Annotated in this window: 18 protein-coding genes and 1 riboswitch; of the genes, 6 read left to right on the plus strand and 12 right to left on the minus strand. The window is 46.9% G+C overall.

Annotated features, from left to right (window positions below):
• Positions 1–17: 17 nt before the first annotated feature.
• The 10 genes from MHH76_RS06795 to MHH76_RS06840 form a co-directional block, all read right to left on the minus strand.
• Entirely contained in the window at positions 18–605 is a 588-nt protein-coding gene (locus tag MHH76_RS06795; RefSeq protein WP_020450968.1) for a DedA family protein, read from the minus strand.
• Positions 606–700: 95 nt separating this feature from the next.
• Positions 701–1,687, minus strand: a complete 987-nt coding sequence (galE, locus tag MHH76_RS06800; protein WP_023856677.1) for a UDP-glucose 4-epimerase GalE — start codon at positions 1,685–1,687, stop codon at positions 701–703.
• Positions 1,684–2,580: a UTP--glucose-1-phosphate uridylyltransferase GalU gene (galU, locus tag MHH76_RS06805; RefSeq protein ID WP_161513298.1), complete on the minus strand. Its 897-nt coding sequence runs from the start codon at positions 2,578–2,580 to the stop codon at positions 1,684–1,686. The genes galE and galU overlap by 4 nt, the downstream gene beginning before the upstream one ends.
• A 16-nt stretch (positions 2,581–2,596) precedes the next feature.
• On the minus strand, positions 2,597–2,992 hold the full coding sequence (locus MHH76_RS06810; RefSeq protein ID WP_023856679.1) for a GtrA family protein: 396 nt from the start codon (positions 2,990–2,992) through the stop codon (positions 2,597–2,599).
• A gap of 165 nt (positions 2,993–3,157) precedes the next feature.
• Complete coding sequence (locus MHH76_RS06815) at positions 3,158–3,577, minus strand: GNAT family N-acetyltransferase (RefSeq protein WP_025811623.1); 420 nt, start codon at positions 3,575–3,577, stop codon at positions 3,158–3,160.
• A 9-nt stretch (positions 3,578–3,586) separates the two neighbouring features.
• Positions 3,587–4,096: a YjcG family protein gene (locus MHH76_RS06820; RefSeq protein ID WP_003180728.1), complete on the minus strand. Its 510-nt coding sequence runs from the start codon at positions 4,094–4,096 to the stop codon at positions 3,587–3,589.
• Between the two features lie 64 nt (positions 4,097–4,160).
• The gene (locus tag MHH76_RS06825; protein WP_003180731.1) at positions 4,161–4,883 is read right to left on the minus strand and encodes an esterase family protein; all 723 of its coding nucleotides are present in this window, start codon (positions 4,881–4,883) and stop codon (positions 4,161–4,163) included.
• A gap of 111 nt (positions 4,884–4,994) precedes the next feature.
• Positions 4,995–5,450, minus strand: coding sequence for a helix-hairpin-helix domain-containing protein (locus MHH76_RS06830; protein WP_003180732.1), 456 nt, complete (start codon positions 5,448–5,450; stop codon positions 4,995–4,997).
• Positions 5,451–5,461: 11 nt separating this feature from the next.
• Positions 5,462–5,950 carry a DinB family protein gene (locus MHH76_RS06835; RefSeq protein WP_003180734.1) on the minus strand — a complete coding sequence of 163 codons (489 nt, stop codon included), beginning with the start codon at positions 5,948–5,950 and terminating at the stop codon, positions 5,462–5,464.
• A gap of 79 nt (positions 5,951–6,029) precedes the next feature.
• A complete protein-coding gene (locus tag MHH76_RS06840; RefSeq protein WP_025811621.1) occupies positions 6,030–6,977 on the minus strand; it encodes a YafY family protein in 948 nt (315 codons plus the stop codon).
• Between the two features lie 127 nt (positions 6,978–7,104).
• Positions 7,105–7,221: riboswitch (SAM riboswitch) on the plus strand.
• A gap of 65 nt (positions 7,222–7,286) precedes the next feature.
• On the opposite strand from MHH76_RS06840, the gene MHH76_RS06845 reads away from it, so the two are divergent.
• Together MHH76_RS06845 and metC are read left to right on the plus strand one after the other, a co-directional pair.
• Positions 7,287–8,411: a methionine biosynthesis PLP-dependent protein gene (locus MHH76_RS06845; RefSeq protein WP_003180736.1), complete on the plus strand. Its 1,125-nt coding sequence runs from the start codon at positions 7,287–7,289 to the stop codon at positions 8,409–8,411.
• A complete protein-coding gene (gene metC, locus MHH76_RS06850; protein ID WP_020450974.1) occupies positions 8,401–9,576 on the plus strand; it encodes a cystathionine beta-lyase in 1,176 nt (391 codons plus the stop codon). Before MHH76_RS06845 ends, metC begins: the two co-directional genes overlap by 11 nt.
• 44 nt (positions 9,577–9,620) lie before the next feature.
• On the opposite strand, the gene MHH76_RS06855 is transcribed toward metC, so the two are convergent.
• Positions 9,621–10,811, minus strand: a complete 1,191-nt coding sequence (locus MHH76_RS06855) for a DUF819 family protein (RefSeq protein WP_025811619.1) — start codon at positions 10,809–10,811, stop codon at positions 9,621–9,623.
• 171 nt (positions 10,812–10,982) lie between these two features.
• On the opposite strand from MHH76_RS06855, the gene MHH76_RS06860 reads away from it, so the two are divergent.
• From MHH76_RS06860 to MHH76_RS06875, 4 genes are all read left to right on the plus strand, one after another.
• On the plus strand, positions 10,983–11,552 hold the full coding sequence (locus MHH76_RS06860; RefSeq protein ID WP_023856686.1) for a MarR family transcriptional regulator: 570 nt from the start codon (positions 10,983–10,985) through the stop codon (positions 11,550–11,552).
• Positions 11,542–11,826, plus strand: coding sequence for a hypothetical protein (locus MHH76_RS06865; RefSeq protein ID WP_003180743.1), 285 nt, complete (start codon positions 11,542–11,544; stop codon positions 11,824–11,826). Before MHH76_RS06860 ends, MHH76_RS06865 begins: the two co-directional genes overlap by 11 nt.
• A gap of 177 nt (positions 11,827–12,003) precedes the next feature.
• Positions 12,004–13,377, plus strand: coding sequence for a serine hydrolase (locus tag MHH76_RS06870; protein WP_023856687.1), 1,374 nt, complete (start codon positions 12,004–12,006; stop codon positions 13,375–13,377).
• A gap of 94 nt (positions 13,378–13,471) precedes the next feature.
• The gene (locus tag MHH76_RS06875; protein ID WP_023856688.1) at positions 13,472–13,906 is read left to right on the plus strand and encodes an SMI1/KNR4 family protein; all 435 of its coding nucleotides are present in this window, start codon (positions 13,472–13,474) and stop codon (positions 13,904–13,906) included.
• Positions 13,907–13,993: 87 nt separating this feature from the next.
• On the opposite strand, the gene MHH76_RS06880 is transcribed toward MHH76_RS06875, so the two are convergent.
• Positions 13,994–14,932, minus strand: a complete 939-nt coding sequence (locus tag MHH76_RS06880) for a glycoside hydrolase family 43 protein (RefSeq protein ID WP_039072711.1) — start codon at positions 14,930–14,932, stop codon at positions 13,994–13,996.
• Between the last annotated feature and the right edge of the window lie 276 nt (positions 14,933–15,208).

A 15,208-nucleotide genomic window follows, 5' to 3' on the forward strand; every position in this document is an offset into this window, starting at 1 on the left:
TTATACCGGGGTTTTCGTTATTTTTTGCGCAGTTTTTTGAGTCCGAAATACAGAATAATCATAGCGGCCGCTCCGATCATAATCGGAGTCGTGTACGTTCTCGCCACATTTTCAACATGGTCCCACCGGCTGCCGAGCTGTATGCCGAGGTAGACGAATAATATCGACCACGGTATGATGGCCAGCACGGTCAGACCCGTGAATTTTAAAATCGGCATTTTCGCAATTCCTGCCGGAATGGAGATGGCGTGCCTGACCACGGGAATGAAGCGGGCGGAAAAGACAACGCCTCCGCCGTATTTCTCAAACCATTTTTCGGCCGTTTGAATGTGATGCTTTTGGATCAATAAGTACTTTCCGTATTTGTATAAAAACGGCCTTCCGCCGTAATAGCCGATCCAGTATAAAAACAATTGAGCAATCGTTCCCCCGATGACGCCGGCGATCACGGCCCCTGTCATCGTAATGGAGCCGCTTGACACCAAGTATCCGCCGTAGGCCAGTACGATTTCACTCGGGATGATTTCGATCATTAAACCGATTGCAATGCCGAAATAGCCAAGATCGGTCAGCCACATTAAAATATCATTCACTATGCTTCCCATTTTCGTTTTTTCTCCCTGCTTTTGATTTCATCAGCCGAACGTTGGAGCAGCCGCCGGGATGTTTCCCTGCCGTCCGCGCGGGAAACAAGCGAATCTCAAAAACCGTCCGGATGCGCCCTGTGCCATTGCCACGCGCTTTGAATGATGGTTTGTAAATCGCTGTATTGCGGCTTCCATCCGGTATCTTCCATCAGTGTCCGGCTGTCCGCCACAAGCACTGGCGGATCCCCCGCTCTGCGCTCGTCCGTTTTTGCTGCAATGCTTCGCTCTGTCATGTTTTCCGCGGTTTCAATGATTTCTTTTACGGAATGTCCGGCTCCTGTCCCTACATTATAAACATTTTGCTTCAGTCTGTCTTCATATAACCTGTCAAGAGCCGCCAGGTGGGCGGAAGCCAGATCGAGGACGTGAATATAATCCCTGATGCATGTTCCGTCCGGTGTCGGGTAATCATCTCCGAAAATGGACAGCTGCTTTCGCTGTCCCAAAGCCGTCTGCAGGACGAGGGGAATGAGATGGCTTTCAGGATCGTGATCCTCGCCGATCGCTCCGTTTAAAGCGGCGCCGGCCGCGTTGAAGTAGCGGAGGGCTGCCCATTTGACACCGTGCGTTTTCCCGACCCAGTGCAAGTATTTTTCGATCATCAGCTTCGATTCCCCGTAAGGATTGACAGGGGAGAGGGGGGCTGTCTCTTTGATCGGGACGTTCTCCGGGATGCCATATACGGCGGCGGTCGACGAAAAGACGATGTTTTTGACGCCTTCCTTGATGACCGTTTCGAAGAATGCACAAGACTTGAGCGTGTTTTCCCTAAAGTAGAGCTCAGGCTTTTCGATCGATTCGGACACAAGGCTTTTGGCGGCGAAATGGATGACAGCATCGACATCATGATGTTTGATGATGGCTTTGACAAGTGCCGCATCACCGATGTCGCCTTCGTAAAAGCTGATCCCGCTGACGGCTTCCCTGTGTCCGGTAGATAAATTGTCAAGCACGACGACGGAGCGGTTTTGCTTTGTTAATTCGAGTACGGTGTGGCTGCCGATGTATCCGGCTCCTCCTGTAACGAGTACGGATGTCATTGCCATGCTCCTTTCTGCGTCTCTTTTTTTAGGACGCTTTCCAGGTAGGCGAGCAGTTTTGGCCGCATCTCGTCCCGCATAAGAGCGATTTCCGTACTCGCTTTAAAACTGCCCAGCTTGTCGCCGATATCAAAGCGGCTTCCTTCCAATTTGCGCGCATACATGCTCTGTTCCCGGCAGATTTCCCTTAGTGCGTCAGTCAGCTGAATTTCATTTCCCGCACCGCGCTTCGTTTGTTCGAGCACAGGGAAAATCGAAGGCCTCAGCACATAGCGGCCCATAACCGCGATATTTGAAGGGGCTTCTTTGACAGACGGCTTTTCCACAAGATCGTCAATTTGATATACTTTGTTCTTTTGCGCGGACGTCTGAATAATGCCGTATTTGCTCACGTCCGCCGGATCGACTGGCTGAACGCCGATTACTTCTGTCTGATATTCTTCAAATACTTCGAGCAGCTGCCGAAGCGCCGGCGTTTCTGACACCATGATGTCGTCGCCGAGAAGGACGGCAAACGGCTCATCACCGATGAAATGCTTGGCCGATAACACCGCATGTCCGAGACCGAGGGGCTCCTTTTGCCGGATATAATGAATATTCGCCATATCGGCGATGTCGCGTATCTCTTTTAACACATCATTTTTTCCTTTGGCGAACAGGTTTTGCTCCAGTTCAACAGAGCGGTCAAAATGGTCTTCAATCGAACGCTTATTTCTTCCTGTAATGATAAGGATGTCTTCTATTCCTGATTGAACAGCTTCTTCCACGATATATTGTATAGCCGGTTTATCGACAATCGGCAGCATTTCTTTCGGCTGCGCTTTTGTTGCCGGCAAAAACCTTGTACCCAAACCGGCTGCTGGGATGACTGCTTTTTTTACTTTCATGGTTATTCACTCCTGGTCTTTTTTATGAATCTGTTCCGGGTTCTTGAAACACCCAAAGCCTGTTTCCGATAAAGTTGATCGCCATTCCTGCGACTGTTGCGGACATTTTGCTGACAAAAAGGGAAAGGCCGGCTTTTTGAAAAATATACAGAAGGACAAATGTAGCGCCCGCTGCTGCAAGATTGATTATGATAAACCGGACGATTTCCGCGCCATGCGCTTTTTCTTTTACTTGAAACGTCCATGTCCGATTCCAGATATAGCTGTTTGCTACGCCTGCCGAATAGGAAAACAGCTGTGCGGCCAGATAGGGTACGCGGAGGGACGTAAGGATGAAAAACACGGCGAAATCAACGAGTGTGTTTCCGGCTCCGACTATCCCGAAACGGGCGAGTGTGGTGATGTTTTTTTTGTTCATAACGGCATTCGGCTGTTTACCTCCCGTCTATTTTGTGTAGGGCTTCGTAAAAGCTTAGAAACAACTTTAATAGACAATGTTGAATAAACGATAAACAAAAGATGAACAAACTATGAAATGTTTTCTGAGGAAAAGAAAAACCGTTCCGCTTAAAAAGCGGAACGGTTACTTTTTGACCATTTTGACATGGGGGATATTCGCATCTAAAAATTCTTCAGACACGACTTTATAGCCGTGTTTTTCGTAAAAGGGAACAGCCTGTGTCTGCGCGTTCAGCATGAATTGAACCGCGCCTTGCTTGGCGGCTTCCTCTTCAAGCGCCTGAATGATCAGGTTGCCGATCCCGAGGGAGCGGTGGCTTTTCAGTACACAGATTCGTTCAAGTTTGCCATAGCTGTCGACAAGCCGTAGCCGGCCAGCGCCGATCGGCTCTTTTCCGTCATAGATGACGAGATGTGAAGATTCCTGATCGAGATGATCCATTTCTTCTTCCGGTGATACGTGCTGCTCCTTGATAAAGACTTCCTTTCTAACAAAGAAGGCGTCTTCAAGCTGTTGTTGATTCTTCACAATGACGGCTTCCACTGGCTTTCTTCACGCTCCTAAAATAAAAGTTTCATAGACGGTCCAAGATCCGTTGTCCAATTGGTAAAGCAGGTGAAAGCGGTCGATGACTTCTTCGTGCGACGCGTCTCTCATTTTCAGCGTGCCGAGGACGTCGGAATGCTCATCATCTGACAGCTTTTGTGCGACTGTGACATGGGGAACAAACGCATATTCGGGTTTGTCTTCCAAAACGCCGCTGTACATTTTTTCATGAAGCTGCGTCAATTCTTCTGTCGGTTCGGCTTTCATGTAGATGACATTATTGACAGGGGCAAAGGAACTGAATTTTGTAATCTTCAGCGTGACCGGTTTCAGCTCTTTTGAAAGTTCCCTCAGGTGTCCTACGACGCTCGCGATCTCGTCTTCGGACACTTCAAAAGGTGTTCTTAATGTAAGGTGGGGCGGAATTAAAGCGTAATTCGGGTCATAGCGTTTTCGGTAGGAATTTGCAATGTCCTGAAGTTTTTTTGATGGAAATAGCACAATACCGTATTTCATTTTGTTCCCTCCTTAAACAATTGATATGGTTTAGTATATCAAAGATGGGCCGATATACAGAGAGCTACAGCATTTTTTTTAAAGCGGGGGTGATGAGCGGCTGCCAGTATGTCCACTTGTGATCCCCGTCGAAAGCTTTGAAATCGTAGTTTGTCTGCTTTTCTTCAAGCAATTCTTTTAATTGCTCATTTGGACCGGTGAAATCCAAAATTTGATCATCAGTCGTTTTGACGGCGGTTTCTTTCTCTCCGATTTGGTGGCAAATTGAAATAAGCTGCAGGGAATCGGACTGTTTCACTTTATCGAGAACATGGCGGTCGACATAAGGTGACTGCATAATGACGTTTCCGAACATATTCGGATAGTCAAGCGCCGTCATGAGGGAAACCGTTCCTCCGAGCGAATCCCCGATCAGCGTCCTGCCTGATCCGACTTGGTATGTCGGGTACTCACTGTCGGCGAAAGGGACGAGTTCATTTGCCAAAAAACGTTTATACGCTTCGAATTTTGACCCTTCCGGATGGTATGTAAGCCTTCTTTCCTGTACGTTTTTGTACGGAATGCCGATGATGATGCTTCTTTCGATTTCGCCGTTCGCCAGCAGTTCTTCCACCTGTCTGCTGATGCGCCCGAGGCGGAAATAGTCATGTCCATCCTGTGCGATGATCACATGATATTTGTAAAGCGGCGAGAAGGATGACGGCAAATAGACGAGAAGCTCCATTTCCTCGCCGAGCTCTTCCGAAAAAAGCTTCTTCTCCTGAATGACTCCTGTTTTCATAGCCAAGATGAATTCCTCCAGAAATAATGTTTGTGAACGTTTCCATTCATTTTAACACGAAATTCTCTTGTGAAAGAAGCGAAAAGGGCTGCCGAACTGTTCGGCAGCCGTGATTTTTTATGTCCGTTTTTTTTCGTACCAGGGCGTTGACGGTCTATCCGGAGGGTATCCGCAGCGTTCGCGGTACATTTTTCTTTCCTCTGTGAAATCCCACCAGCTTTTAGCGCTTTCGGGATCGTTGGCATAATGGACGATGCATCGCAGCGCATCTTCTGCACAAGGATCTTCCCAGTAGCCTTTCAGTTTTTCGAGGCGGATGATCAAATCCGCACCTGATTCATGCTTGATGTCGCCAAGGGAATAGTAGCCCAGGTCAACGGCGCACTGCGCCATTTTCGGCCCGATGGAAGGAGCGGTTTGAAACTGGGCGAGCGCCTTGATGTATGCGGCGCGCTCCAAAGACGAACCGAGCGTATGTGCAAGGACGGACAGATCCATATATGCCGTGTTTTTTATTTTTACCTTGGCTGTCCTTAAGTTTGACCGTTCTTTTTTTGTCAGAGGCAGCTTCATATGAACACCTTTTAAAGATACAGATCGAACATGTTGACGTCATAGCCGAGCTGTTTTAAATAATTAAACAGCTGGGCCCTGTGATGGAAGACGTGGGTGAGCGTTTCCGTCAGCCAGCGGCTTTGGGTCATCCCTTCATCAAGGTAAAACGGCTTTGTTTTTTTCGTCAAAAATTCCTCGTCGGAGAGGGAAGTCATATACGTTTGAAAAGCAGCGAATCCTTTCTGCATAGCTTCAGCCATTTGGTCAGCCGACTGCAATGCACTATACTTCTTTTCAATTCGGGAGATGGCGGCCTCTTCCTTTTCCTGCATGATAGCCATGTCGGCTTCTGGGATGGCCGTCAGATGGCTTGCCAGTTCTTTCAGGCTTCGCATGCGGTCGGCGGGCCGGTAAGACCAGTCAGATTCCTTCACTTTTTTCAGAAGATGACACGTGGAGCGGATGCCCGTCTCCATCTCGTGGAACAAATCGCTCCGCAGGGCTTGAACTTGCTTCATTTGCTTCATCCTTTCCATTTTGCTTTATTCTAAAAGTATCACCTAATCCTGACAGGCTTTGTCACGATTCTAAAAAAAGTCAGTCGTACCTTGCTAAAATGTCAGCAGCCTTCCGTTTCAGCTGAAGCTTGATTTCTGCGGGTTCTTTGACAGTTGCCTCAGTGCCGAGGTTCCACAAAAGTTCCCCGAAATACTCAAGTTCTGGTCTGGGGAGGTTTGCATCGATCGCCCCCGTCCCGTCATCCCGCATGGTGAGGATCTTGAATAAGTCCACATCAGCCGCAGCCCGCCTGGCTCCTCTGCGTGTCAGTTCCGCTTGCAGCCGCACCGGTTCAGAGCACTCGCTCTCCGAATGTTTGATCCAGCTGAGAACCGATGGATAGGGAAGCTGGCGGGCCAGCGGGCTGGCCGCTTTTTCCGCCCGAAGGATGCGGTCGGCGCGGAACAGTCTGAACGCCTGCCTTTTAAAGCAATAGGCCGGACAGTACCAGAAGCCGTTCCAGCTGAACAAGCCGATGGGCTGGATGGATCTCTCCGCGCAATCGTCAGTTCCGTCATAAACGACCGTCAAAACGGATTGATTGATGGCTGCATCAAGAAGCGTTTCTAAATGTTCGGCGGCTTTTGGACGATGCGGATTCCAGAACACGATTCTGTCTTTCATCGCATCAATCCGCTCCTGTGTTTCCGCGGGAAGGTGGCGGTAGAACTTTTTTAAAACCATCCGCGTTTCCGCATCAAAGGGAAGCGATCCGAAAAACTGCAGAGATTGATACGCGAAAAACATAGCCGCCGCCTCTGATTGTGTAAAAAAGAGCGGCGGAAGCACAGGTTCATTCAGCAAATAATAGCCTCCGTTCGCGCCTGTTTCAGAATAGATCGGGACGCCGAGCGCGCTCAGCTCGTCCAGATCGCGGAGAATCGTGCGGTAGGAAACCCCGAATTCTGCTGCGAGCTCCCCGGCCGTAAATTTTCGTTTTGTATGAACGGTCATCATCAATTCGATTAATCTCTCTGTTTTTGGCATCTGATTCCTCCGGTTCCGTCGTTTGGTTTCATCATACCATGTTCAATATGAGGAAAGATTTAAAAATGACCCTTGAAAAATGTCTTGACTTAGGTTAAAGTAAAGAACAATCAGAAAATTGAAGAGATTCTTATCACGAGAGGTGGAGGGACTGGCCCTTTGAAACCTCAGCAACCGGTCTGCACTGACGATGTCAGTGTACCAAGGTGCTAAATCCAGCAAGCAGATGCTTGGAAGATAAGAAGAAGCGCATAATCCCCCTTCTTCTTATGAAGAAGGGGTTTTTTATTTTTAAAAGGATGGTGTCATATGACTGAACATGTACAAACAACGCTGGCGCAAATCGGCAACCGCAGTGATGAAATAACGGGAACTGTCAATCCTCCCGTTTATTTCTCTTCTGCGTACAGGCACAAAGGGATCGGGGAATCCACAGGGTTTGATTACATTCGCACAAAAAATCCGACAAGACAGCTTGTTGAAGATGCAATCGCGAAACTCGAAGGGGGAACGCGCGGCTTTGCGTTCAGTTCCGGTATGGCTGCCATTCAGACGATCATGGCTCTGTTTCAAAGCGGGGATGAGCTCATCGTTTCGTCCGATTTATATGGGGGAACGTACCGCCTTTTTGAAAACGAATGGAAGAAATACGGACTTCGCTTTTTCTACGACGATTTTTCAGACGAAGACTGTATCAAGTCGAAAATCACGAACAATACAAAGGCACTGTTTGTAGAAACGCCGACAAATCCGCTCATGCAGGAAGCTGATATTCAAAAAATCGCGCAAATCGCCAAAGAGCACGACTTGCTGCTCATTGTTGACAATACGTTCTATACACCGGTTCTGCAAAAGCCGATTGAGCTCGGCGCTGATCTTGTCATTCACAGCGCGACGAAGTATTTGGGCGGTCATAACGATCTTTTGGCGGGGCTTGTCGTTGCAAAAGGCGAAGAGCTGTCTGAGGAAATGTTCCAGCACCAAAACGCCATCGGCGCGGTTTTATCGCCGTTCGATTCATGGCTCTTAATGAGAGGGATGAAGACGCTCGCTCTCAGGATGAGACAGCATCAGGAAAACGCGCGGGAACTTGCGGCCTTTTTGGAAGAGCAGGAGGAAATTGCCGATGTTCTTTATCCGGGAAAAGGCGGCATGCTGTCATTCCGCGTTCAAAAAGAAGAATGGGTTAATCCGTTGCTGAAAAATCTCAAGACGATCTGTTTCGCCGAAAGCCTCGGCGGAGTCGAAAGCTTCATCACCTATCCGGCGACACAGACCCATATGGATATCCCGGAAGACATCCGAATTGCAAACGGCGTCTGCAACAGACTTCTGCGCTTTTCAGTCGGAATCGAACACGTCTCCGATTTAAAGCAGGATCTAAAAGCTGCGCTGGAAAAAGTAAAAGGGGAGGCGGTTCCGCATGAGTCATGAAAATTGGACGCTTGAAACAAGGCTTGTTCATAACCAAAATAAAACGGACGGAGCAACCGGAGCCGTCAGCGTGCCGATCCAGCACGCCTCAACCTTTCATCAAGGTTCTTTTGACAAATTCGGCGAATATGACTACAGCCGGTCAGGAACACCGACAAGAACGGCGCTTGAAGACACGATAGCCGAGCTTGAGGGAGGGACGAGGGGATTTGCTTTTTCATCCGGAATGGCCGCGATTTCCACCGCCTTTCTGCTTTTGTCAAAGGGCGATCACGTGCTTGTCACAAAAGATGTGTACGGCGGCACTTACCGGATGATTACGGAAGTGCTGAGCCGCTTCGGGATTGAACATACTTTCGTCGATATGACGGATTTAAATGAAATTGCTTTAAACATAAGGGAAAATACAAAAGTCATCTACCTTGAAACACCGTCAAATCCGACGCTCGGCATTACGGATATCAGAGGCGTCGTCAAGCTTGCCAAGGCGCACGGCTGTCTGACGTTTCTTGACAACACGTTTATGACCCCGGCGCTGCAGCGGCCGCTCGAGCTCGGCGTCGATGTTGTGCTACACAGCGCGACGAAGTTTTTAAGCGGACACAGCGACGTATTATCAGGACTTGCCGTTGTGAAAGACAAAAAGCTCGGGGAAGAACTTTATAAGCTGCAAAATTCGTTCGGCGCTGTTCTCGGCGTCCAAGACTGCTGGCTTGTGCTGAGAGGGCTGAAAACACTGCAGGTTCGGCTTGAAAAAGCATCTCGAACAGCTCAGCAGCTCGCTGAATTTTTTGAAAAGCATCCGGCCGTCAAACAAGTGTATTATCCGGGGCTGTCTTCGCATCCGGGTGCGTCAGTTCACAGGCACCAGTCATATGGCGCCGGCGCCGTCCTTTCGTTCGAGCTGGAGAATGCAGAAGCCGTGAAAAAGATTGTGGAACGCGTCTCTCTTCCGGTCTTTGCCGTCAGTCTCGGCGCTGTGGAGTCGATCCTTTCCTATCCGGCAAAAATGTCACACGCCGCTATGCCGAAAGAAGAGCGGGAAAAACGGGGGATTACCGACGGCCTTCTGCGGCTGAGCGTCGGTGTGGAACATGCCGATGATTTGCAGGCCGATTTTGCCCGTGCATTGGAAGCCGTATCCGGAGCGTTCGCCCGATCATAAAAGAAGCCGCAGACTCTTCAGGGAATCTGCGGCTTTTTTTGCGTTTAAACCAGGGTAGAAAACCATGTGCCCAAGAGGGTGCCGACATAATTGCCGATCAGATATCCGAACGTCCCGACCAGCATAACCGGAGCGACGAGGCTCTGCCAGCCTTTGGCGATCGCCATCGCCGCCGCTGTTGTCGGACCGCCGACAGATGCGTTGCAGGCCAAGAGAATTTCCTCGAGCCGAAAACGCAACAGCTTTCCTGCGGCAAGCGTTACGAGCAGGTTGGACATGGCAACCACAAACACAAATGCCAAAAGGAGCGGTGCGTTCATGAGAATGATCCGCAAGTCTGCCGGAATGCCGATCACCACAAAGAATAAGTAAATCAAATAAGTCCCGATTTCCTGTGTGCCGCGCAGCCGTTCAAAATAGCGGGGAAAGGCGATTGTCAGCAAAATTGTCAGCGTCGTCAGCAGCAGGAACTGGTCACCCAAGATAAAGGCAAGAAACTGAAACCCGCCGTCAGAAGAAAAACGCTCTTTGAAAAAGGCCGCTGTTTTTACAGACACAGCAACGATCGCGAAGGCGGTTCCGATGTTTAAAGCAATGTCCTGCAAGGACATCTCTTTTCTTTTCCAATAGGCTTCCGCCTGATTTTTGCTGCCGGCCGTCTCTTCAGGAACGCCAAAGCGCTTTTGAAACCATTTAAGCGCCGGTATCCCCATTAAAATGAAAAAAAGAAGAGCCATCATAAAATTATCCGCAACCACCGTCGATGATACATATTCACCGGGAGTTGAGAACTTCGCGGCCATCGCCGCAAAATTCACGCCTCCGCCGATATAAGAGGCACTGATCATCCCGCCGATTTGGTCAAGGTGCGGAATCTGCTGCTTAAACAGAAAAAAAGCAATCACGCTTCCGGCAGCAGTGCCCAGGGCGCTGATGCAAAAGATCATCAAAAGCCTGCCGCTTTCTTTCAGGATCTTCCGCACATTGATTTGAAAAAGCAGCAAAGGTATCGCAAGCGGAACAACATAGGACCACACCGCATCATAGACGGGCGACTCGGCCGGTAGAATCCCCGCATTTGTAAACAGCATCGATCCGCCCAGCGCCAGTACAGCCCCCGATACTGCCGCAGCCCAGCGATACCGCTGCTCCAAATAAATACTCACCGCCGCCCACACCGCAATAAACCCCCAAAGCATCCATTCATCATCCGCTGAAATGAGTGAAGAATTCATTATATTCCCCCTATTCTCATCCTATATTTTTAATTATCAGATAATTAAATAGTGTAAAACGGAATGTCCAATTGATCAATCACGAAAAAATAGTCACCATGTTGACAAAATTAACGAGTAAGAGTATTGTATATTCGTCAGCATATTGACTATATTCAAAGGAGAGAACAAATGGATACCAACAGCTTAATCAACGAATTACATTTGATGCAGCAAAGCTATGCGACATTGTTTTCAGTTGTCAATAAGGTGCAAACCCGAGGTGACGAATACATGGAAATATTAACTTCGAGGCAACACATGGCACTCATCGCCATCGCGCATTTGCCGACTGAAACTGCCACGCTTACGAATATCTCCAAAAAGCTTGGCACAACCAAACAGACCGCCAACAAGCTGATGACAGGTCTGATCAAAAAAGGCTATGTTAAATCAGTGCCAAATCAAAAAGACAAACGCTCTATTAATATTGAAATGACCGCTGAAGGAAAGAAAGCGCTGGTGGATTGTTCCGAAAGGTCCGTCTATTTCTTGGCTGACTTGTTTCATCGGTTTACGGCCGAAGAGGTTGCGACATTTTGGCGGCTGCTGCAAAAGCTTTACCGTTTTGACGGTGAAGAACAAGACGGTTTTGAGGAGAATGCAAACATTCAGCTTGGCGTAGGAAATTCATTAGATACAGAAAAGATTCTCGGAGAATTTGAGAAACGCCGCTACGGAGGAGAAAATGATGAAAAATAATCTTTATGTAAAAGCAACAACTTTTAAAATCAAAGGAAAGGAGAAGCTCTATCATGCAAAAGATAAATTCCTGCAGACAAAGGAAACCATTCGCCGCGGCACAAAATTAGACAGGACAGGACCCTTTTTCTCAAGCTGCATTGCTCTGATCATCATTGGATATTCCTGGGGGACAAAGGCGGAATGGCTCGTCTGGTTAGGGGCGGCAAGTCTTTTGAGCAACGTTTTATTGCTGTTTGCAACATTTTTTCGCCGAAATCAAAAATCGATTTGACATTCGTTTGTGCTGGGGCTAATGAGTCGCACCGTAGATCAATGAGTGACTTGCGAAAAGGATGTTGAAACTTATTAGAATTGTAGACTAGCGATTTCAAAGACAAGAAGCAGTCTTGTCTTTTTTTAGTTGAAACCTCTTATTTCCATATGCGTATAAAGAAAGGGAGGTGGAAAAGTGAAACAGAAAAAAAGAGAACAACTTGTTAACCTGTTTAGTGTGTTAAATGAAAAAAAGCAGATCAACGCGGCGGTATTAGTCGCTGAAGACGGAGACATTCTTTTTCAAGGCGCCTTCGGTTATGCAAACTTGGCAGATAAGCGTTTATTGCAGGAGGATTCCTTATTTGAATTAGCATCGCTATCCAAGCCGTTCACTGCTTTGGGCATCCTTCAATTAGCACAGCGAGGGGTATTAAATATTGAGGATCCCGTAGAACGGTGGATAACCGGATTTCCTTATCAGGGCATAACGATTCACGATTTGTTGACACATACGTCGGGTCTGCCCGATTATATGGAGTGGTTTTTACAACATTGGGATCATAACAAGATTGCTGTTAATCAAGATATCGTTGATATGCTGATGAATCATCAGCCGCAACGCTATTTTGCCCCGGGTGAAGGTTGGCTGTACAGCAATACGGGATATGTGCTGCTTGCAGTTATTATTGAAAAGGCATCCGGTCTGAGTTTTGCCGAATATATGAAAAAAAGTATTTTTGAACCGGTGGAAATGCGGAACTCAAGGGTGTATAACAGAAGGCTTCAACCTGAAACCATTGAGAACTATGCGTATGGATATGTGTATGACGTGCATACAGAACAGTACGTTCTGCCTGATGATGTTGAAGAAACAAAATATGTCTCCTATCTTGACGGGATTCAGGGGGACGGAACCGTAAACTCAACCATTCATGACTTATATTTGTTTGACCAGGCCTTATATACAGATTGTTTGATCAATCAAGTCTCAAAAGAGCTTGCTTTTACTCCCGCGTCTCTGAAAAACGGAGAGTCTGTAGATTACGGGTGTGGATGGGTGCTTCGGGACAGTCCTGAAACAGGGCGAATTGTCGGTCACAGCGGCGGCTGGCCAGGCTATTCAACCGTAATGATCCGATATATCGATCAACGAAAAACCTTCATTTATTTGAGCAATGTGGAACAGGATGATGAATATGAACAGGCCATCTTTGAAGCCGTTGAAAATATCCTGTTTGACAAGGCCTACAAAATCCCTGATCGCCCTGCCGATAAAAAGAAAAAAGAGATCGATCCGGCCATTTACAAAAGATATGTCGGAAGTTATTCACTTCAGGATGGCACCGCCGCTGATGTGACAGTTGATAAGAACCGGCTTTATATGCAAATCACCGGACAGATCCGTTTTGAATTATTTCCAGCTTCGGAAACGCGCTTTTTCCTCAGGTCATTGTCTGTTGAAGTGGAATTTATTTTGGAGGATGGTGTGGTCACCCGCTTGATTATTTATCAAAATGGCGCAGAGGAAGAAGCGGTGCGGATAGTGGAATCAAGCAGCAAGGTATGAACGTTGTTTGTCAGGAAGAAAATTAATCGTTCGAGGTTGTGGGGATATCAGCCTGGCTGAATTTCTGAGGCCATCTATAAGTAGGTTCATGAGGCTGAATAAATTTAATTTTATAAAAAATAGTCATCATGAGTTTTATGAGTTAAAAGAAAACGATCTAATAAAAGCGGAAGATAGACTTGGTTTTCGATTTCCTAAAGAACTCAGAGAATTTTATTTAGAAATTGGGTACGGGTTTATAAGAGGGAATAAAAGTGCAATAAACAGATTTTTAGATCCCGCTACTATCGCAGATATCACTTTAAGGGAAGATATTTACGAATTTGACCCTGATTTAGATGGTATATATGAAGATGAAGACAAGCTTGTTTTTTATGAGGTAAATGAAGGTGTATATTTAACGCTTGATTTAAATGATTCCGATAAGTCATCGGTATTCTTTTTTGATAAAAAAATAGCTGACTCTATAGAGGGGTTTATCAAAAAAGTTGATCAAAATGATCGATACTTTGAAGATATGGAAGATTAAACATTTTTTTGGATGGAGTTCTTACAAAGCTGGACTGCTAAAACAACAGAAAAAACCGAGCAGAAAAATATCTGCTCGGTTTAAAAACTAATACCTCGGCCATCCTTTGGAATCCCAGTATAAATCATTAATCAGCAGCTTAGGCGCTCCATTGTCAAGCGCATCATAACCATGTCTGACGATGATGTTGCCGTTCACGATATCTGCGCCGCCTGGGCCTTTCCATTGGTTGTTTCCGGAGTCGAGGATGGTGCCTCCGCCTTCCGTCATTTTCTTGCCGCTTTTGTCATAGTAAGGTCCCGTAATTTTTGTTGAGCGGCCGTAAGCGATTTTATACGTGCTGTTCACACCTTGACAGCATTTATCGAACGAAACGAATAAATAATAGTAGCCGTTTTTATATGTGATAGACGGCGCTTCAACCGCTCCGCCATGGCTCGGCCTTGATGCGATCGAATAAACCTTCCCTGTAGGTTTCATCGTTTTTTTATCAAGCTTTGTCAGCTTGATGCCGCTCCAAAACGAGCCGAAGGACAGCCACGGATTTCCTTCTTTATCAATGACTAACTCAGGGTCGATCGCATTATAATTGTTCGAGGTCGTCGTCCGGGTGACAAGCCCGTCGTCGCGCCAATTTCCGGAAGAGATCCGGTCTGTTGAAGCCAGTCCGACCGCCGAAGTATTGGAGCCGAACGCGGATACCGCATAATAAAGCCAATAGCGACCATTGTAATAGCTGATATCAGGCGCCCATTGGTTTTTTTCATGGTTTGGCACGTACTTTTTCCACCATGATAATGGAGTTGTAAAAATACTTGGCGCTGGGCTCCACGTTTTTCCGTCTGTCGATTTGATGACGCGGATTCCATTGCCGATACCAGTACCGAATGTATACCATGTATTTCCTTCTTTAATCATGGAAGGATCATGAATAACGTTGTCTCCTTTTGTATCCCAAAAAGCCGCTGATGTTGGCTCAGCTGCCGAGAAAATAAGCAGAAAAAATAAAATAAAACCAGAAATAATCGTCTTAGCCACAGTTGTTCTCCTTTCAAATCTCGATGTCCTTTAACAATCGGTCCTCCCTTTGAGAAATATTTCCCAACAACACGCACTTTATTTTAGCAGGGGTTCGGTCTCTCTCAATCAGACAAAGGACTTGTTTTGTAGTCCTGAAATAAAGCGAAAAACCCAGAAAATATCCATATTTAAAAAACAATCAAACAAAAGTCATTTTTTCGTCTGAATGTTAACGAGTTGGAGGTGATTAATCCGACTTACTTTGGATTATTTTGGATATTG

Origin of the sequence: Bacillus sp. FSL L8-0193, assembly GCF_037976065.1 — a bacterium.
GTDB classification, from domain to species: Bacteria; Bacillota; Bacilli; order Bacillales; family Bacillaceae; genus Bacillus; species Bacillus paralicheniformis.